This window comes from Plantibacter flavus (genome assembly GCF_002024505.1).
In the GTDB taxonomy this organism is placed as follows: domain Bacteria; phylum Actinomycetota; class Actinomycetes; order Actinomycetales; family Microbacteriaceae; genus Plantibacter; species Plantibacter flavus_A.
The window spans coordinates 2,390,396-2,408,150 of record NZ_CP019402.1; the positions used below are offsets into that span (position 1 = coordinate 2,390,396).

General features: G+C 70.9%; 18 protein-coding genes. 3 read left to right on the forward strand and 15 right to left on the reverse strand.

Annotation, left to right across the window (positions count from 1 at the left end):
- The first annotated feature begins 1 nt into the window (after nucleotide 1).
- The gene (locus BWO91_RS11190; RefSeq protein ID WP_079002613.1) at nucleotides 2-187 is read left to right on the forward strand and encodes a hypothetical protein; all 186 of its coding nucleotides are present in this window, start codon (nucleotides 2-4) and stop codon (nucleotides 185-187) included.
- Between the two features lie 6 nt (nucleotides 188-193).
- On the opposite strand, the gene BWO91_RS11195 is transcribed toward BWO91_RS11190, so the two are convergent.
- Nucleotides 194-658, reverse strand: coding sequence for a carboxymuconolactone decarboxylase family protein (locus BWO91_RS11195; RefSeq protein WP_079002614.1), 465 nt, complete (start codon nucleotides 656-658; stop codon nucleotides 194-196).
- A gap of 101 nt (nucleotides 659-759) precedes the next feature.
- On the reverse strand, nucleotides 760-978 hold the full coding sequence (locus BWO91_RS11200; protein WP_079002615.1) for a hypothetical protein: 219 nt from the start codon (nucleotides 976-978) through the stop codon (nucleotides 760-762).
- Between the two features lie 25 nt (nucleotides 979-1,003).
- Here BWO91_RS11200 and BWO91_RS11205 point away from each other — a divergent pair, with 25 nt between their 5' ends.
- On the forward strand, nucleotides 1,004-1,549 hold the full coding sequence (locus BWO91_RS11205; RefSeq protein ID WP_079002616.1) for a CGNR zinc finger domain-containing protein: 546 nt from the start codon (nucleotides 1,004-1,006) through the stop codon (nucleotides 1,547-1,549).
- Here the strand turns inward: BWO91_RS11205 and BWO91_RS11210 are convergent.
- The 7 genes from BWO91_RS11210 to BWO91_RS11240 all read right to left on the reverse strand — a co-directional run bounded on the left by BWO91_RS11210 (nucleotide 1,538) and on the right by BWO91_RS11240 (nucleotide 10,076).
- Nucleotides 1,538-2,722: a sensor histidine kinase gene (locus tag BWO91_RS11210; RefSeq protein WP_079002617.1), complete on the reverse strand. Its 1,185-nt coding sequence runs from the start codon at nucleotides 2,720-2,722 to the stop codon at nucleotides 1,538-1,540. The genes BWO91_RS11205 and BWO91_RS11210 overlap by 12 nt on opposite strands.
- A gap of 123 nt (nucleotides 2,723-2,845) precedes the next feature.
- The gene (locus BWO91_RS11215) at nucleotides 2,846-4,027 is read right to left on the reverse strand and encodes a M20 metallopeptidase family protein (RefSeq protein ID WP_079002618.1); all 1,182 of its coding nucleotides are present in this window, start codon (nucleotides 4,025-4,027) and stop codon (nucleotides 2,846-2,848) included.
- Nucleotides 4,024-5,694: an amidohydrolase gene (locus tag BWO91_RS11220; RefSeq protein ID WP_079002619.1), complete on the reverse strand. Its 1,671-nt coding sequence runs from the start codon at nucleotides 5,692-5,694 to the stop codon at nucleotides 4,024-4,026. Before BWO91_RS11220 ends, BWO91_RS11215 begins: the two co-directional genes overlap by 4 nt.
- A complete protein-coding gene (locus tag BWO91_RS11225; RefSeq protein WP_079002620.1) occupies nucleotides 5,694-7,157 on the reverse strand; it encodes an amidohydrolase in 1,464 nt (487 codons plus the stop codon). Before BWO91_RS11225 ends, BWO91_RS11220 begins: the two co-directional genes overlap by 1 nt.
- Nucleotides 7,154-7,828: an FMN-binding negative transcriptional regulator gene (locus BWO91_RS11230; RefSeq protein WP_079002621.1), complete on the reverse strand. Its 675-nt coding sequence runs from the start codon at nucleotides 7,826-7,828 to the stop codon at nucleotides 7,154-7,156. The genes BWO91_RS11225 and BWO91_RS11230 overlap by 4 nt, the downstream gene beginning before the upstream one ends.
- Complete coding sequence (locus BWO91_RS11235; protein ID WP_079002622.1) at nucleotides 7,825-8,805, reverse strand: hydroxymethylglutaryl-CoA lyase; 981 nt, start codon at nucleotides 8,803-8,805, stop codon at nucleotides 7,825-7,827. The genes BWO91_RS11230 and BWO91_RS11235 overlap by 4 nt, the downstream gene beginning before the upstream one ends.
- Complete coding sequence (locus BWO91_RS11240) at nucleotides 8,802-10,076, reverse strand: hydroxymethylglutaryl-CoA reductase, degradative (protein WP_079002623.1); 1,275 nt, start codon at nucleotides 10,074-10,076, stop codon at nucleotides 8,802-8,804. Before BWO91_RS11240 ends, BWO91_RS11235 begins: the two co-directional genes overlap by 4 nt.
- Nucleotides 10,077-10,278: 202 nt before the next feature.
- Between BWO91_RS11240 and BWO91_RS11245 the strand changes: the two genes are divergently transcribed.
- Entirely contained in the window at nucleotides 10,279-12,084 is a 1,806-nt protein-coding gene (locus BWO91_RS11245) for a GAF domain-containing protein (protein ID WP_071260734.1), read from the forward strand.
- Between the two features lie 14 nt (nucleotides 12,085-12,098).
- Here BWO91_RS11245 and BWO91_RS11250 read toward each other — a convergent pair whose 3' ends face one another.
- From BWO91_RS11250 to BWO91_RS11275, 6 genes are read right to left on the reverse strand one after another with little or no spacing between them, the layout of a single operon-like run.
- Nucleotides 12,099-12,524 carry a cupin domain-containing protein gene (locus BWO91_RS11250; protein ID WP_079002625.1) on the reverse strand — a complete coding sequence of 142 codons (426 nt, stop codon included), beginning with the start codon at nucleotides 12,522-12,524 and terminating at the stop codon, nucleotides 12,099-12,101.
- 36 nt (nucleotides 12,525-12,560) lie between these two features.
- Complete coding sequence (locus tag BWO91_RS11255) at nucleotides 12,561-13,334, reverse strand: ABC transporter ATP-binding protein (RefSeq protein WP_079002626.1); 774 nt, start codon at nucleotides 13,332-13,334, stop codon at nucleotides 12,561-12,563.
- On the reverse strand, nucleotides 13,331-14,200 hold the full coding sequence (locus BWO91_RS11260) for an ABC transporter ATP-binding protein (protein ID WP_079002627.1): 870 nt from the start codon (nucleotides 14,198-14,200) through the stop codon (nucleotides 13,331-13,333). The genes BWO91_RS11255 and BWO91_RS11260 overlap by 4 nt, the downstream gene beginning before the upstream one ends.
- A gap of 57 nt (nucleotides 14,201-14,257) precedes the next feature.
- Nucleotides 14,258-15,829, reverse strand: coding sequence for an ABC transporter substrate-binding protein (locus BWO91_RS11265; RefSeq protein WP_064295464.1), 1,572 nt, complete (start codon nucleotides 15,827-15,829; stop codon nucleotides 14,258-14,260).
- Nucleotides 15,826-16,806 carry an ABC transporter permease gene (locus BWO91_RS11270; protein ID WP_064295465.1) on the reverse strand — a complete coding sequence of 327 codons (981 nt, stop codon included), beginning with the start codon at nucleotides 16,804-16,806 and terminating at the stop codon, nucleotides 15,826-15,828. The genes BWO91_RS11265 and BWO91_RS11270 overlap by 4 nt, the downstream gene beginning before the upstream one ends.
- Nucleotides 16,803-17,753, reverse strand: coding sequence for an ABC transporter permease (locus BWO91_RS11275; protein ID WP_071260690.1), 951 nt, complete (start codon nucleotides 17,751-17,753; stop codon nucleotides 16,803-16,805). Before BWO91_RS11275 ends, BWO91_RS11270 begins: the two co-directional genes overlap by 4 nt.
- Between the last annotated feature and the right edge of the window lie 2 nt (nucleotides 17,754-17,755).

Genomic DNA, 17,755 nt, shown 5'->3' on the forward strand with positions numbered 1-17,755 from the left:
CATGGGTGATGAGGACCGCCGGAAGCGAGCCGCCGAGCAGGAGGCCCGGGCACTGCGTGCGCTCGAGTCGATCAGGAACGGTGGCGATCTCGGCCAGGAGACGCTCGACCTCTCGAACGAGTACTCCGACGGGCTGGGCACCCGCGTCGCAGCGTGGTTCCGCGGCGCGAGACGTCAGAAGGACTGACCGCCGTCAGTCCGCCTGCTCCGGGCGCACCGGGTAGTGGCTCGTGATCGAGACGCGGTTGAAGGCGTTGATGACGATCGCCAGCCATCGGACGGCGGCGATCTGACCGTTCGTGAGCGTCGACAGGTCGTCGTCCGGCAGTCGCCGGCGATGTTGCACGTCCGCGATGAGGGTGACGTCCTCGGTGATCGCGAGGGCTGCCTGCTCCACCGGGCTGAAGTACTCGCTGTCGCGCCAGGCGGACAGGATGGCGAGGCGTTCCGTGGTCTCGCCGAGCGCGATCGCATCGGCGACGTGGATGCGCAGGCAGTACGCGCAACCGTTGATCTGCGAGGCCCGGATCCGGATCAGCTCGATGAGCCGCTTGTCGACGCCGGTGGCGAGGGCCGCTCGACCCGCGGCGCGTCCGGTCTCGACGAGCGCCTGATAGACCTCGGGTGATTCCTTGTCGAGCCAGACGTCGGCGCTCATGGGGTTCCTCTCGTCACTGGGCGGGCGCGGTCCCGCATGCATGCGTCTAACGCTAACGCGCGCGGCGGGAGGACGTCACCGTGGTCCGTCTCGGTCCTGCATCACCGCGGCGGGATGTCCTGGCGCGTGACCGCGACCGCTGGTGCGTCGACGTGGGGTCGCAGTTCCACCCGACGACTGCCGCAGGCGGTACACCGGAGGTAGCGCAGCGACCCCTCCGAGGTGATGTGCGCCGACTCCGTCGCCCAGGTGTGGCGGCAGGCGTCGAGGGCGTTCGGCGACGGTTCGGAGGACTGCGGGGGTGCGTCGAGGAGGGTCATGACTCCACCATGATGTAATGGCGTTATGCATCTCAACCCTTACGGCTCGTACGCCGTCCTCCTGGCCGCGTCGCTGGCGAACGACTGGCCCGACGACCGGCACGGCATCGTCGCCCGCACCCGCGAGCACGGGATGACCATGCCCTTCACCGAGGTCACCGACGACCACGCCGGTGTCCGCCGGGTCGTCGACGACTGGCTCACCGTCGTCGACGCGGCCGACGATCAGGCCAGGGCGACCGCACTCAACCGTCAGATGGCGTCGGCGGCCGCGTTCCCGCGACTGACTGACCACGACGGCGAGGGGTGGCACCTGCACTACCGCGACGAGCATCAGGCGCTCCCCGAAGTCCTTGCCGCGGTGATCAGCGTCGGGACCGCCCTCCACCTGACGACGAGGGGCATGCAGCGGCTCGGTCGGTGTGCCGCGGGGACCGAACCCGGCGACACGTGCCGGCGGGTCGTCGTCGACGTCACCCGCAACGGCCGTCAGCGCTACTGCTCGGTGCGGTGCGCCAACCGGTCGGGCGTCCGCAGACACCGCGCACGCGCGGGCGGCTCAGCCCGCTGACCGGGCGTCGGGCAACAGGAACCAGACGCTCGCTCCCCCGAGCCCCGACTCGTCGATCTCGATGCGGCCACCGTGCGCCTCGACGATGCGTCGGCAGGTCGAGAGGCCGATGCCGAGGCCGGCGACCTCGCTCCCCGCCGCGCGTTCCATGAGGTCGAAGACGCGCTCACGCTGCTCCGGAGCGACGCCGGGACCGTTGTCCTCGACCGCGACCAACACCCCGGCGGAGACCCGCTCGGCCTGGACGAGCACGTGCGGGACGACTCCGGCGGCCGCACTGAACTTCACGGCGTTCGCGATCAGGTTCTGCAGCAGGGCTCGCAGCAGCGTCTCGTCGCCGTGCACCTGGAGGCGCGTGTCGACCTCGACGGTCGCGCCGGTCGAGGTGATGGTCGCGTCGAGGTCCTCGACCACGGAGGACACGAGCGGCTCGAGGTCGATCGGGACGCGTCGCGGACGGGCGCCACCGATCCGTGCGAAGTCGAGCAGGTCGGTGATCATCGCCGCCATCCGGTCGGCGGCGGACTCGGCTCGCGCGAGCGCCTTCGCCGCGTGTGGCGCGTTCACCATCTCCGGACTGTCGGTCGCGAGCTCGAGGAACCCGGAGACCGCCATGAGCGGGTTGCGCAGGTCGTGGCTCACCTGCCCGGCGAACTGGGCGAGCTGTTCGTTGGACTGGCCGAGCTCGTGCGTCAGGCGAAGCAGCTCGAGGACGTCGACGACCTGCCTCGCGAGGAGGTCCAGGGCTTTGCCCTGTTCCGGGGACAGCTCTCGGACACGGTCGTCGAAGATGCACAGGGTGCCGATCGGGACGCCGTCGGGGGTGATGAGCGGGCTCGACGCGTAGAAGCGGACGTTGGCGAGCTCACCGGTGACGAAGGGGTTCGCCGCGAAGCGTGGGTCCTCCCGAGCGTCCGAGACGATCGTCCGCACCCGCTGTTGGAACACGACTGCGCACATCGAGTCCTCGCGCGAGCAGCTCGCCGGTTCCAACCCGACCGCGGCGATCTGGTGCTGGAACCGGTCGTCGATGATGTTGATCACGGCGGTCGGCACGTCGCACATGGCCGCGGCGAGGTGGACGAGACTCTCGAGGTCCGTCTCGGGCGGACGACCGACGACCTGGTACTCGGCGATCGCGGCACGCCTCGTGATGTCCTCTGCGGTGATCACGCGCGGCCTTTCGTCGTCGGAATCCGGAACGTGTCCATGCTACCCATCCAGGGCACGTGCGCTGCTCCAGTTGTCGGGTTCGTCCGGGACGTCCCTCGTTGCACTCGGACGGTCGACCGTCGCTCACGCGAGCTGGAGACGCCTCCAGGCGAGTTCGGCGAGCACCGCGGCCTGCAGGTCCAGAACGCCGTCGTCGAACACCGCGCGTTCGGAGTGCAGGGCGACGGAGCCCTCGTCGGGGGCGGCGCCGACGAAGACGAGCGTGCCGGGGACCTCGTCGAGGATGTAGGCGAAGTCCTCGGACGCCATCGACGGCACCTCCTGGCGGATGACCCGGTCTGGCCCTACGAGCGCGTCGAGCGTGCTGAGGACTAACCGCGTCTCCTTCGGATCGTTGACGGTGACGGGGTAGGACGCGATGAAGGTCGACTCGAGGGTGCAGCCGTGCGCCTCGGCGATCGCGGTCAGCAGCTCGGGCAGCTGCTCGCGCACCGTGGTGAGCGTCGCCTTCGACAGCGTGCGGATGTTCGCCTCCAGGCTGACGGCCGAGGCGAGGACGTTGCTGGCCTCGGAGTCGCTGCTCAACCGGGTGACGGAGATGACGGCCTGGTCGGTGGCCGGGAGCCGACGGGCCGCGAAGGTCTGCACCGCGAGGATGAGGTACGCGGCGACCGGAACCGGGTCGACGGCGAGGTGCGGGAACGCCGCGTGACCGCCCGTCCCGCGCACGGTGAGCTGCAACGCGTTGGCACTCGCCATCATGGCGCCCTCCCGCGTGACGAGCTGCCCGCGTGGGGTGCTGCAGTCCACGTGCAGCGCGTACGCCGCGACGGGTCGCCCTCCGGCGAGGTCGATCAGACCTTCGTCGAGCATGAGCCGCGCGCCGGCCTGGCCCTCCTCCCCCGGCTGGAACATGAACACGACCGTGCCGGCGAGGTCGGCGCGACGGGCGGCGAGCAGGCGGACGGCGCCGAGGAGGCCCGCCATGTGGAGATCGTGGCCACAGGCGTGCATGGCTCCGGACGTCGACGCGAACGGCAACCCGGTCGCCTCGGTGACCGGCAGACCGTCCATGTCGGCACGGAGCAGCACGGTGGGGCCCGGAGCACCACCCCGGAGGACGGCGACGACCGAGGAGAGGCCGGTGCCCGTCGTGACCTCCAGGCCGAGCCCGGCGAGTTCGCGCAGGATGATCCCCTGGGTCGCGGGCAGGTCGAGGCCGACCTCGACGGCCTGGTGCAGTTCGCGCCGGACCGCCACGAGCTCGTCGCGTATCGCCGTCGCGTCCTCCTGGAAGCCGGTCACGAGCGCATCGCCTCGACGTGCGGCGAGCGCCGGTACACCTGCTCGCCGCAGATCCACGTCTCGGCGACCCTGACGGTGGCGATCTCGTCCGCGGGGATGGAGAAGACGTCGCGGTCGAGGACGGCGAAGCTGCCGTCGTACCCCGTGGCGATCCGACCGACGCTGTCGAGCGGCGAGAGCAGGCCGGCTCGTCCCGTGTACAGCAGGAGCGCCTGGGCGACGCTGACGGCTTCCTCGGGGACGAAGTCGGCGCCGTTGTAGGCCTGTCGTCGGACGGCGGCCTCGACGGACAGCATGACGTCGTCGGCGCCGCTCCAGGCGGTGGCGGGGCGGTCGGAGGAGAGCGCGAGTGGCCCGATGGTGCGGAACAACCGGGCGATCGGGTAGGCGTCGGGGACCTGTTCGGCGCGGAGTGCGAGTTCGTAGCCGTCGTATTCGGCGAAGAAGAACACGGTGTGGGTCGCGATCCCGAAGGTCATGCGCGCCGCGCGGAGCCGTTCGGCGTACTCCTCGCTGATGATGGTCGCGTGCTCGATGCGGACGGACGGGATGCCGTCGAGCCAAGGCTCCTGGTCTGCGAAGAGGCTCGCGACGCGGTCGAGCGCTTGGTCACCCATGGCGTGCACCGCGAGCTGGACGCCGTTGCGGCGAGCCCAGGCGCCGGCTGCGAGCACGTCGTCGTCCTCGACGAGTCGGAGTCCGTGGTCGCAGGATTCGGGATACGGTTCGGCGACCCAGGCGGTGCGGTTCGAGTAGGCCCCGTCGAGGACGACCTTCACCCCGCCGATGCGGATCCGCCCCTCGCGATCGTCAGGGGTCAGCTCGTCGAGTGGCGCGGAGGGGTCCCAGCCCGGGTAGAGGGCGACGCGGGTGCGGAGCCCCTTGGCGGCAGCGGCGCGGAAGGCGTCGAGGGGGTCGTGCAGCCGGTTGGACAGCAGGTCGCACACGGCGACGATCCCTCGCGAGGCCAGTTCCTCGCCGATCGCGACGAGCGAGGCGACCTGCTCGTCGCGTTCCGGCACGGGGATGAACCTGGCGACCGCATCGACCGCTGCGATCTCGGTGAGGACGCCGTTCGGTTCGCCGTCCGGTCCGCGTTCGAAACGTGCTCCGGCCGGGTCGGGCGTGATGGCCGTGATGCCCGCGAGGCGGAGCGCCGCGGTGTTGCAGACGGCGGAATGGGCGTCGCAGCGCCAGACGAGGACGGGGCGTTCGGCGGACACCGTGTCGAGATCGGCCGCGGTCGGCATCCGCCCCTCGGGGAACTTCGTGTCGTCAAACCCTCGGCCGAGCACCCAGGCGCTCGGCGCGGTCAGGGTCGCCTGGTGCTCACGCAGCCGCTCCACGAGTCCGTCGATCGAGACCACCGACGGCGGGAAGCACTCGGCGGCCACAGCGGTGGCGGCCATGAGCGCCGGGTGGGTGTGGCTGTCGATGAGGCCGGGGAGCACGGTGCGTCCGCCGAGGTCGACCGCGGGTTCCCCCGCGATGGCGGACGCTTCGCCCACCCAGTCGAAGCGGCCGTCGACGATGCGGAATGCGGAGGCGACATCCGTCTCGTCGGTGCCGGTGAACACCCGGGCGTTCGTGAAGAGCTGCGAGGTGGTCGGCGTCGCGGTGGGTTGCGGTGTCACGGTGGGGGTCTCCGTCTCGGTCTCGGCTGCCATCAGATCGCGCGCCAGGTGAATCGACCGCCGAGCAGGGTCGCGGCGACCGGCATCGACCGCAGCCGCTCGGCGTCGGCGTCGAACGGGTCGAGGTCCGTGATGACGAGGTCGGCGGGCTGTCCGACCGCGATCGACGTCCGGACGCTCGCGGCCAGGGCCACGTCCAGCGGGAGCCGTTGCTCGGGGTGCCAGGCGTCGCGGCCGTCTCGACTCCGGCTCGTCGCGGAGGCGATCGCCTGCCACGGATCGAGGGGCGAGACCGGAGCATCCGAGCCGAGTCGGAGGCCGACGCCTGCGCCGTGCAGGGATCCGAACGCGAAGGCGCGACCCGTGCGGCCGCTCCAGTGGCGGTCGGCGACGTCGCGGTCGTCCATCGCGTGCTCGGGTTGCACGCTCGCGATGAGCCCGAGGCTCGCGAACCGGGCGAAGTCCTGCTCGCGCACGAGCTGGGCGTGCTCGATGACCCCGCGCATGGCGAGCGCTTCGAAGGTGTCGAGGACCTCGGTGTTGGCTCGGTCGCCGATCGCGTGGACGGCAGCCTCGATCCCGGCGCTCCTCGCTCGTTCCAGCAGTCGGCGAAGCTCGTCGACGGAGACGCTCTCGACCCCGCAGGCGTGTGGGCTCGAGGGGTCGACGCCCGGATACGGGTCCCAGCACCAGGCGGTCCTCGTGTTGAGGGAACCGTCGACGACGACCTTGAGTCGTCCCATGGTGAGGAGTCCGGCCGGTTCGATCGCGTCGCCGGTCCGGAGTCCCGCCGCGATGACGGACTCCAGCCGGTCGGGCCACGCGGCGGCTTCGATCCGCAGGCTCGTCGCGCCGTCCGCGATGCGCTCGGACCACTCGCCGAGGTTGTCGGTGTTCTCGAACTCGACGACCCCGACGACGCCGCGGCGGGCTGCCGCGTCGGCGGCGTCCCGGTAGGCGTGCGCGGCGAGCCCGGAGCGCTGGTCGATCCGTTGCAGCGCCTCGATCCACGGTGCTTCGGCGACGACACCGCTCGCGTCGAGGTCCAAGCCGAGGCGTCGCGCGGCGCGCGTGTTCATCCAGGCGCAGTGCAGGTCGCCGCTGACGAGGACGACGGGTACGTCCGATTCGGTGGCCTCCAGCGCGGCGAGGGTCGCCGGCTGCGTCCACAGGCCGTCGCGGAAGCCGTACCCCATGAGGAACCCGTCGGTGAGGGGTGCATCGGTGTCGACCGCGCGACGGACGGCCGCGAGGACGTCGGCCGCGCTCGCGGTGGCGGTCAGGTCGATCCGGCGCCGCTGGATCACCCACTGGGTCATGTGGACGTGGGCGTCCCAGAGCCCCGGTCCGACGGTGCGTCCGGCGACGTCCACGACCTCGCCGGACGCCTGGACCGTCCCGGCCGGTCCGATCTCGGCGATCCGACCGTCGCGGACGAGGATGTCGACGGGCTCGCCGCCGGAGGGCCGTGCATTCCGGAGCGTGAGCTCGGTCACGGTGTCCGTGTCCCGTCGTCGGTGGTCGGCGCCGTCGTCCCCGTGTCGAGCCCGTGGAGGGCGGCCATGCGGGCGGCCAGGGTCACGTTCTGGTACGGACCCGGCTCCCCGAGCGCCGTGACGACCCGTTCGACGACCGCGGCCGGTTTGTCCTGGCTCATCTTCTCCTTGGCCTCGAACCGGGTCACGCGCAGGCGGAACCCGACCGTCCCGTGGACGATGCGCGCCGCGTACTCGCTGTTCGCGATCGTCCCGTTCATCAGGTACGGCTCGGGCAGCACACGCTCGAAGTGGGCGACGAGGCGGTCGAGTACCCGCAGGTTCTCCTCGTCCGAGAGCAGTTCGGGCACCCCGTACAGGTGAGCGACCGCGAAGTTCCAGGTGGGGACGGCCGGCGAGGTGTCGTACCAGCTCGGGGACACGTACCCCTGGGGCCCGTAGACGATCACCATGACCTCATGCTGGCCGAGCTCGTGCAGTCGCTCATCCGGCCGCCCGACGTGGCTGAGGAGCACGATCCCGTCCTCGTCCTCCTCGAGCAGGACCGGATAGTGCGACGAGACGAGCCCACGACCGGGCACGTGACTGACGACCGTCGCCCAGGGGTGCTCGCGCACGAGTGCGCGGACGGCTTCGACGTCGCCCTGGACGTACTCGGGGGTGTGCCTCATCTGCCGCCTCCTGCGGTGCTCGGGGTGTCGACCGCGGACGCTGCGGCCGCCAGGGCCGTCGCCACGTTCGAGGGGGCTGCGACGCCCCGGACGCGCGCCAACCAGGCGGTCGTCGTGGCGAGGGCCCCGAGGTCGAGCCCGGTCTCGATCCCGAGCCCGTGGAGCATCCACACGAGGTCCTCGGTTGCGAGGTTACCGGTGGCGCCCTTCGCGTACGGGCAGCGACCCAGGCCACCCACGGAGGAGTCGAACTCGGCGACGCCCAGGGAGAGCGCCGCGTACACGTTGGCGAGTCCCTGCCCGTAGGTGTCGTGCAGATGCAGCGCGACCGCCTCGACCGGTATTCCGGCGGCGAGCACGTCCCGGACGACGCGGGTCGTGAGCCCGGGCGTCCCCACGCCGATTGTGTCGCTGACGGCGACCGTCGAACACCCGGCGCGGTAGATCCGCACGGCGGCCTCGACGACCGTCGCCGGATCGACAGCACCCTCCCAGGGGTCCCCGAACGCCATCGACACGTAGCCGCGCACCTGGACGCCCTCCGCGGTCGCGGCGGCGACGACCTCCTCGGCCCGTTCGACGGCCCCCTCGCGCGAGGTGTTGAGATTGGCCCTGGCGAACGACTCCGACGCGCTCACGACCACGGAGACCTCCCGGACACCCGCGTCGATCGCCCGCTGCAGGCCGCGCAGGTTCGGCACGAGGGCGACGGCGCGTGCACCCGTCGGCACCTCGAGTCCCGCGACGAGCCGTTCCGCATCCGCGAACTGCGGGATCCAGGTGGCCGGTACGAAACTCGTCACCTCGAGGTCCCGCGACCCCGCCTCGTACAGGCGCCGACAGAGCTCCGCCTTCACCGCCGTGGGCAGGATGTCCGTCTCGGCCTGCAGCCCGTCCCGCGGTGCCACCTCGTAGACGCGCACCCGTGTCGGGAGACCGTCCACCGGTTCCATCCGGGGCTGCGGAAGGCCGCTCATGCCGACGTCGCCCGGAGCTCGTCGAGCACCTCACGCGCGTACTCGACCCGGATCCGACGGTCGGCGACGATCCTCGCCGCGACCGCCCCGATCTCGTCCACGGTCGCGCCGGCGCTCGCCGCGATCGTCCGGGCGTGCAGGGTCATGTGTCCGCGCTGGATGCCTTCGGCGGCGAGCGCCCGACACGCGGCCAGGTTCTGGGCGAGGCCCACCGAGGCGATGACGGCTGCGAGTTCCCGGGCTGTCCCCACACCGAGGAGGGTGACGCCCGCCTGCGCCGTCGGATGTGCCTTCGTCGCTCCACCGACGAGTCCGACGGCCAGTGGGACCTCGATCGTGCCGACGAGGTTCCCGTCGACGTCCTGCTCGAACTGCGACAGCGCCGAGTAGCGACCGGACCGCGCCGCGTGGGAGTGGCAGCCGGCCTCGACGGCCCGGGTGTCGTTGCCCGTGGCGAGGACGACGGCCGTGATGCCGTTCATGATGCCCTTGTTGTGCGTGGCCGCCCGGTACGGATCGGCCTCGGCGAACGCGCTTGCGGCGACGATGTCGGCGACGACCTGCGCACCACCGAGGAGGTCGGCGTCGAAGACCGCTCTCGCCCGGGTGATGCGCTGATCGGCCTTGTTCGTGAGGATCCGCAGGAGGGTCCGCGATCCGGCGATCTCGGCGATGCGGGGCGCGATCGCCTCCGCCATCGTGTTCACGGCGTTCGCGCCCATGGCGTCGCGGACGTCGACGTGGAGGTGGACGATGACCTGCGTCCCGACGCGCGTCGGCAGGATCCGGACGTCGATGTCTCGGGCGCCACCGCCGAAGGAGACGAGGATCGGGTCGAGCTCGTTCGCGAGGGCGAGCAGTTCGTCCCGGGCCTCGAGGACACGGAGCCGCGCGGCGTGCGGGTCGACCGCGTCGAGGACCTGGATCTGCGCGATCATGACGTCGCCCGACGACGACGTCCGGAAACCGCCGTGCACGCGCGCGATGCGGGCGGCGTTGGAAGCCGCGGCGACGACGCTCGGCTCCTCCGTCGCCATGGGGACGAGTCGGTCCTCGCCGTCGATCGTGAAGTTCGTCGCGACGCCCACCGGGATGGCGATGACGCCGACGACGTTCTCCACCAGGTGGTCCGCCTGGGCGATCGACAGGCCGGCGTCGGGGCGCAGTGCGGCGAGCGCCTCCGCTTCGATCCCGGCCCCCTCGGCGACGAGCTCGAGCCGCTCGTCCGGCGTGTGGTCGCGCAGCCCCTGGATTCGGCTGTTTCTCGGCATGGGTCGCCCTTCGGTACAGGCAGACACCGGATCCTCGGTGCTGCGGTCAAGACGACCCTAGGAGCGGTGATCGTCGACGACGATGGGTGGATGACTCAGCGGATCAACGATCGTGTGGGTGGATCCCACACCCCGCTGGACCGGCCGTCGCTCTAGACTCCTGAGGGACCAGTCAGGAGACCCGATGCGAGAGCCTGCCGACATGCGAACGGCCACCGACCTCGTCGACGCCGACCCCGTCCACGACACCGAGCGGGAGCTGATCCGGCTGCGACGCCGCGAGCACGAGCTCTCCGCCCTGTTCTCCAGCGCCCGTGAACTGGCCGAGCTCCGCGACAGCGACGCCGTGCTCGCCAGGCTCGTCCAGCGCGCCCACCAGATGATGGGTGTCGATCTGGCCTACCTGTCCGAGTTCGACCCGGTCACGCACGAGTTGCGGGTCCGCGAGACGAGTGGCTCCGTCAGTCCGTCGTTCCAGACGCTCCGGGTGCCTCCCGGGCGAGGGCTCGCGAGCGTCGTCGTCGAATCGCGCACGGCCCAGTGGGTCGCGGACTACTCCGACTACTCGACCGACCGACACGAGCGCGGCATCGATGACGCGGTCGCAGCGGAGGGGCTCGTCTCCCTGCTCGGCGTGCCGATGCTCACGAGCGACGACGTCCTCGGCGTCCTGTTCGTCGGCAACCGCGACCGGAAGGACTTCTCCCCCGACGAGGTCGCGCTCCTGGCGGCGCTCGCGGACCACGCCTCGGTCATCCTCCAGACGACGCAGACCCTCCGCGACCTGCAGGACTCCGAGGACGCCAGCCGACGGAACCTCGCGGACCTCACCGCCCACCTCGTCGAACGCGACCGGGCGAACACCGTCCACCAGGAACTCGTCCAGGCGGTGCTCGCCGGGGGCGGATTCGCACCCGTCGCGGAGACGCTCGCCACCGCACTCGGCCGTGCGGTCGCCGTGACCGACGCGCAGGACCGGGTGATCGCGGCGGCCGGGCTCCCGCTCTCCCCCGGCATGCTCGACCTCGACGACGCCACCCGCGCAGCCATCACCGACAGCCGTCGCTCGGGCCACTGCGTCCTGGTCGCGAGCGGTGGTGTCGGAGCGGTCGCCGCCCTGTCCGCCGGCAGCCGGCACTTCGGCGTGCTCATCCTCGGTGACGGCGACTTCGAGCTCGGCGCCGTCGACCTCCGCACCGTCGAACGCGCGGCCCAGGTCGCGGCCCTCCTCGAGCTGCAGCAGGAGGCGGCCTCGGGCGCCGACCACCGCGTCCGCAGCGAACTCATCGCCGACCTCCTCGACGACGTGCCCGAACGCCGATCCGACGTCGAACGACGCGCCAGGCGCCTCGGCATCGACCTGCACGAACTCGACTCCCTGCTCCTCCTCGCCGTCCCTGGAGACCAGCAGACCACCGCCGCCCGGGCGCTCAGCCGCCGACTCGACGACCACGCGCTCGTCGGCGAGTACCGCGGGTACGTCGTCGCCGCACACGCCTCCGACCGTCGGCCGCTCGACGCCGACGCCGTCCGCCGACACGTCGCCGGCAGCATCCAGCAGCCCGTCGTCGCCGTCGTACCCCGCACCGCTCCCGACGCCCTCACCTCCGCGTTCACCAGCGCGATGCGCACCGCCAGACTCATCGCCGCGCTGGAACTCTCGGACCTCACCGCATCGACCGACGACTTCCTGCCCTACTCCGCGATCTTCGACACCGATGCGCGGGCGCTCGCCGACTTCCTGCGCGACACCATCGGACTCGTCCGGCGCTACGACGCCGAGCGGAACGCCGACCTGCTCGGGACGCTGCGCGCGTTCGTGCGGAACAACGCGAGCCCCACCCGCACGGCGCGCGCCCTGAACTTCCACACGAACACGATCCTCCAGCGACTCGACCGGCTCGACCAGGTGCTCGGAGCGTCCTGGCGCGAGGACGAGCGCATGTTCCGGCTCGGCATCGCCGTCCGCCTCGACGAGCTCCGTGAGCAGTTGCAGGCCGGGCGGTAGGCGAGGTCGCCGGATCAGTGGTCCGTGTCCGCGGAGAAGGCCTCCACGCCCGACTGCGGGAACGGGTTGCCCGTCGGTGGGCCGAAGACGAGGATCATCTCGGCCACGGCGTCGGACTCGTTGCGGACACCGTGGACGAGCCCGGCCGGCGCGTAGAACGCGTCGCCGGATCTCAGCAGCCTCCGGTGCTCACCCGAGGTCACGACGAGTTCGCCCGCGGTGACGACGTACAGTTCGTCGGAGCTGTTCGGCGAACAACTCGCGTCGTCACCCTCCAGGTGGAGGTGCTCTCCCTCAGCTGCTCCGGGTTCGAGGCGATACCGCATCACCGATGACGGCAGGGCCGTGGTCTGCTGGAAGTACCACTCCAGATCGATCCGGCCCGGGCCCTCGTACAGAGCCACCTCGTGAGCGTTGTCGCCGAGTCGTTGCACGCGCATCCGGTTCCTCCTGGTGGTCGACGATCGGTGGTGGGATCAGGTCCGGTAGAGGACGGGCATCGACTCGAGGAGTTCGCGCGTGTAGGCGTCCTGAGGCCGGGTCATGACCTGCTCCCCCGTCCCCTCCTCCACGACGCGACCGTTGCGCATCACCGCCACCCGATGCGCGACGTGATGGACGACCGCGAGGTTGTGGGTGATGAAGAGGTACGTCACACCCGTCTCCTCCTGGAGACGGACGAGCAGGTTGAGCACTTGCGCCTGCACGGAGACGTCGAGAGCCGAGGTCGGCTCGTCCAGGACGACGAACTCGGGCTTCGCCGCCATGGCCCTGGCGATCGCGATGCGCTGCCGTTGCCCACCGGAGAACTCGTGAGGGAAGCGCTCCGCGGCGTCCCCTGGCAACCCCACCTGGTGGAGTGACTCGACGACCCGGGCTCGACGAGCTGCCGCCCCCAGCCCTGCGGCGACGAGCGGTTCGGCGATCGAACGCGCCACCGTGAAACGCGGGTCGAGGGAGTCGTTGGGGTCCTGGAACACCATCTGCACCCGCCGCCGGTGCGTCCGCAGCGCCGACCCACGGAGCCGCGAGACGTCGCCACCGTCGAACTCGATGCGGCCCGAGCTCGGTCGCCGCATCAGGAGGATCGCCCGGGCGAGGGTGCTCTTCCCGGAGCCGGATTCTCCGACGAGTCCGAGCGTCTCGCCCCGACGCACTTCGAGCGACACGTCGTCGAGCGCGAGCGTCGCATGCTCGCCGTGGCCGAACCGTTGCGTGACGCCGTCGACGCGGAGCAGAGTGTCGCTCATCGGACCTCCTCCAGGACCGCCGGCGCCTCGGCGAAGTCGTTGTCGACGGGGATGACCGCCAACGGCGACCGCACCGGCACCGACGGTCGCGGAATGCTCTCGAGGAGCGCCCGGGTGTACGGATGCTGCGGGTCCGCGAGGACCCGCTCGGCGCGGCCGGTCTCGACGATGCGCCCGCGGTACATCACGGCGACCCGCTCGCAGAGCTGCCCGATGACGCCGAGGTCGTGGCTGATGAACAGGACGCCCATCCCCGTCTCGTCGCGCAGAGTCCGCAACAGCTCCAGGATCTGCGCCTGCACCGTCACGTCGAGCGCGGTCGTCGGCTCGTCCGCGACGAGCAGGGTCGGTCCGGCGGCCACCGCGATGGCGATCACGACTCGCTGGCGTTGACCGCCGGACAGCTGGTGGGGGTAGTAGCCGAGCCGTCGTTCCGCGTCGGGCATCCGCACGAGGTGCAGGATCTCCAACGCCCGCGCCCGAGCCTGCCGTTTGTCGGCGATCCCGTGGATGCGGAGGACCTCGGCGATCTGCGCCCCGATCCGCATGCACGGGTTGAGGGCGGACATCGGCTCCTGGAACACCATCGAGGCGCGCGCTCCGCGGAGCCCCGACCAGTCACGTTCCGTGGCACCCTGCATGTCGGTCCCCGCGACGTCGAGGCGGGACGCCGTGACCGTCGCCGAGTCCGGCAGCAGCCCCATCATCGCGAGCGCGATGCTCGACTTCCCGCTCCCGGACTCGCCGATCACCCCGACGATCTCCCCCGGACCGACGCGCAGGGACACGTCCTGCACCGATGGCGCAGCGCCACCGTAGGCGATGCTCAGCCCCTCCACGTGGAGGGCGTCGACGTCTCGATCCATGGTCAGACCAGCTTTCGCTCGAGTGGTGCGGGAGGGACGGTGGGGTGGACGACAGGACTACTGGCTCAGCCAGGCCTCGTCGAGCCGGTACCTGGAGTAGTACGCGTCGCTCTGGTAGTCGTGCAGCTTGGCGCTGTCCCAGACCTCGAAGTAGACCGGGACCGCGACCGGCACGATCTCGAGCACCTGCTCGGCCGCTTCCTCTGCCAGCTGGTCGACGAGCTCGGCGTACTCGGCCGGGTCCGAGGCGCTCTTCGCCTGCTGGAAGAGCTCTCGAGCCGCATCCGCCTCGGGGTTCCCCTCCCAGTGGTTGTAGACCCCGCCGTCGACGAGCACGGGGTCGTAGTAGAACAGCGATGCCGCGCGGGGGCTGCCCGGAATGGCGACGAGGTCGGTCCAGCTCTCGCCGGTGGTGAAGACCGGGGCGATCTCCGACAGCGGCTTCGCGTCGAGCTTCAGGGTGATGCCCGCTTCGGCGAGCTGCTGCTGCATCATCTCGTAGACGGGGTGGTGCGACTGCGCGACGTCGCCCATGTAGCTGAGCGTGATGGTCGGGTTCGGCTGGCCGGCGTCCGCGAGGAGTTCCTTCGCCCGGCTGACGTCGCGCTCGTAGTACGGCAGCCCCTTCGGGTCGAGCGCGCCGGGGTCACCGGCCGGTGGCACGAACGACAGCGCGGCGTAGCCGAGCATCGCCGTGTCGACGAGGGCCTGGCGGTCGAGGGACAGCGCGACGGCGCGACGGACGTCGATGTCGGCGAGCGGCCCGGTCTCCGGGTTGATGTAGATCGCGAGGTTCTGGCGGTAGGACGCCTCCCCGAGGGTGAATCCGGCCTGGACCGCCTGATCGGCGAGGCTCCCGTCCGTGAAGTACGCGGCCTGGATGCTGCCCTGCTGCAGCGCGGCGAGGCGTGCGGACTCGTCGGGGATGAAGTCGAAGACGATCTCGTCGAGGTACGGTTTCGTGTCCTGCCAGGCGTTCTCGTTCTTCGCCATCGTGACGCTGACACCGTCGCTCCAGTCGGTCACCTGGAACGCGCCGGTCCCGAAGGTGGTCCGCTGCCGCTCGTCCGGGGTCGCCGCGCCATAGCCCTCCTCGCTCACGATGAAGAACGTCTGGCGTGCGGAGACCGCGTCCACGAAGGTGCCGTCCGGTGCGCTGAACCGGAACGTAACCTCGGTCTCACCGGTCTTCTCGATGCTCGAGACGTTCGCCAGGTAGGTGCTCGCCGACGTGGTGGCCTCTTTCATGAGGGTGAAGGAGTAGACGACGTCGTCGGCGCTGAACGCGCTGCCGTCGGCGAAGGTGACATCGTCGCGCAGCTCGAAGACCCAGGTGAGTTCGTCCGGTTGCGACCACTCGGTGGCGAGCGCCGGGATGACCTCGCCGTCGTCGTCCTTCGCGAGCAGCGTGTCGTACGCGACGGCGTTGATGACCTCGGCGGCGATCGCGCTGGCGGCCATCGGGTCGAGTCCGCCGGCCGACGGCTCGGCCGGGACGCCCCAGTGCAGGGTGCCGCCGGCGACCGGGTCACCGCCCGCGTCGGCCGTGGATCCGCCGGGCGCACAGCCGCTGAGCGCGAGGGACGCCGCCACGATGGCGACCGTCCCCGCGAGGATGCGTGTCTTCATTGCTGCCTCTTCTCTGGAGCGTCGTCCGTGGACGCCGCGTCGATGGTGGTGCGGGATGACGTACCGTGGTGCGCCACTGCCGTTCCCCGACGCCCGCGTGGGCGGCCGAGCGAGAACGCGGGCTCCCGCCTCGGGGCGAAGTGGTCCTGGAGCCCGTCGGCGAGGAGGTTCCAGGCCGCCGAGAGCAGGATGATCACGAGGGAGGGCAGGACGATGAGGAGGGGCTGCACCTGCATGAAGCGCGTGAACTCGCTGATCATGCGGCCGGCCGAGGGTTCGGGCGCCTGGACACCCTGACCGAGGTAGCTGAGCGCGGCTTCGATGAGGACCACCTGCGAGGCGACGGACGCGAACTGCACGAAGAGCGGCGTCAGGACGTTGGGGAGCAGGTGCTCGACGATCACCCGATGTCCCCGCACGCCACTGAGCGTCGCTGCGAGGACGAAGTCCCGTTCGCGCAGCGCGATGACCGGGGCTCGCATGACCCTGGCGAATCCCGGCGCGAACACGAGGCCGAGGGCGATGATGAGCGGCCACGGCCCTGTGCCGATGACGACCCCGACGACGAGCGCGACGAGGATCGCCGGCAGGGCGAGCGCCGCGTCCACGATCCGCATGATGATCGCGTCGACCCAGCCGCCCAGGTACCCGGCTACGAGCCCCAGCGCGGTGCCGATGACCGCACCGAGCAGGGCGGCGGCGCCCGAGATGAGCAGACTCGTCCGTGCGGCGAGCGCCAGCCGGGTGAGGTTGTCGCGGCCGAGGTTGTCGGTGCCGAGCAGGTGGTCGAGGCTCGGCGCGGCGAGGGCCGGTCCGGAGGCGGCGAACGGGTCGTAGGGCGGCGCGAGGGTCATCCATCCAGCGAGCAGGAGGATGCCGACGAGGATGCCGGATCCACTCCAGAAGGCGGGGCCGAACCCGTTGCGACGGCGGCGGCCGTCGATCTTCGCGAGCGCGATGGCGCGGGTGACCGTCATGACGTGTGGACCCTCACTCGTGGGTCGATCAGCGGGTAGATCAGATCGACGATGAAGTTGATGAGCACGTAGACCGCACCGATGAGCAGCACGGTCGCCTGGATGATCGGGTAGTCGGACGAGCGGATGCCGGTGAGGAGGAGCGAGCCCATCCCGGGGAGCGCGAACACGGTCTCGATGACGACCGTCCCGCCGACGAGCGCGGCGAGTTCGATCCCGATCACGGTCGTGACCGGGATGAGGGCGTTGCGCAGCGCGTGCCGGCCGACCAGTCGGGACGGTGACGCCCCTTTGGCCCGCGCCGTGCGGACGAAGTCCTGTCCGAGCGTGTCGAGCAGGGTGCCGCGGGTGTACCTGGCGACGATCGCCGCGAGGACGAGACCGATGAGGAGCGCCGGCAGGACCAGCACGCCGACGAGTCGCAGCGGATCCCCGCTCGCCCCAGCCGTACCCACGAGCGGCAGGCGCAGGGTGAGTGAGTTCACGAGGATGAGGACGGTGCCGAGCACGAACGGCGGCGTCGCGAGGAGCACGAAGGACAGCCCTCGGACCGCGTTGTCGGGGGCCCGACGCCACCGGGTCGCTGCGAGGACACCGGCCGGGATGCCGAGGACGGTCCCGAACAGGGTCGCCATGACGGCGAGGGTGAGGCTGAGCGGGAGGCGCTGGGCGATGAGGTTGGACACCTCGTTCGGGACGGTGATGGCTCGTCCGAAGTCACCCTGCAGGACACCGAGCAGCCACGCGAGGTACTGCGTCAGCCAGGGTCGATCGAGGCCGAGCTCCGTGCGGAGGGCGTCGAGTGCGGCCGGGTCGGGGTTCGAGGGGTCCGCGAACGCCGACAGGGGGTCGCCCGGGATCACCCGGACCATCGAGAAGACGAGGACGGACAGGACGAACAGGACGAAGAGCGACGACAGGACCCGGGAGACGATGTATCGCGCCATGG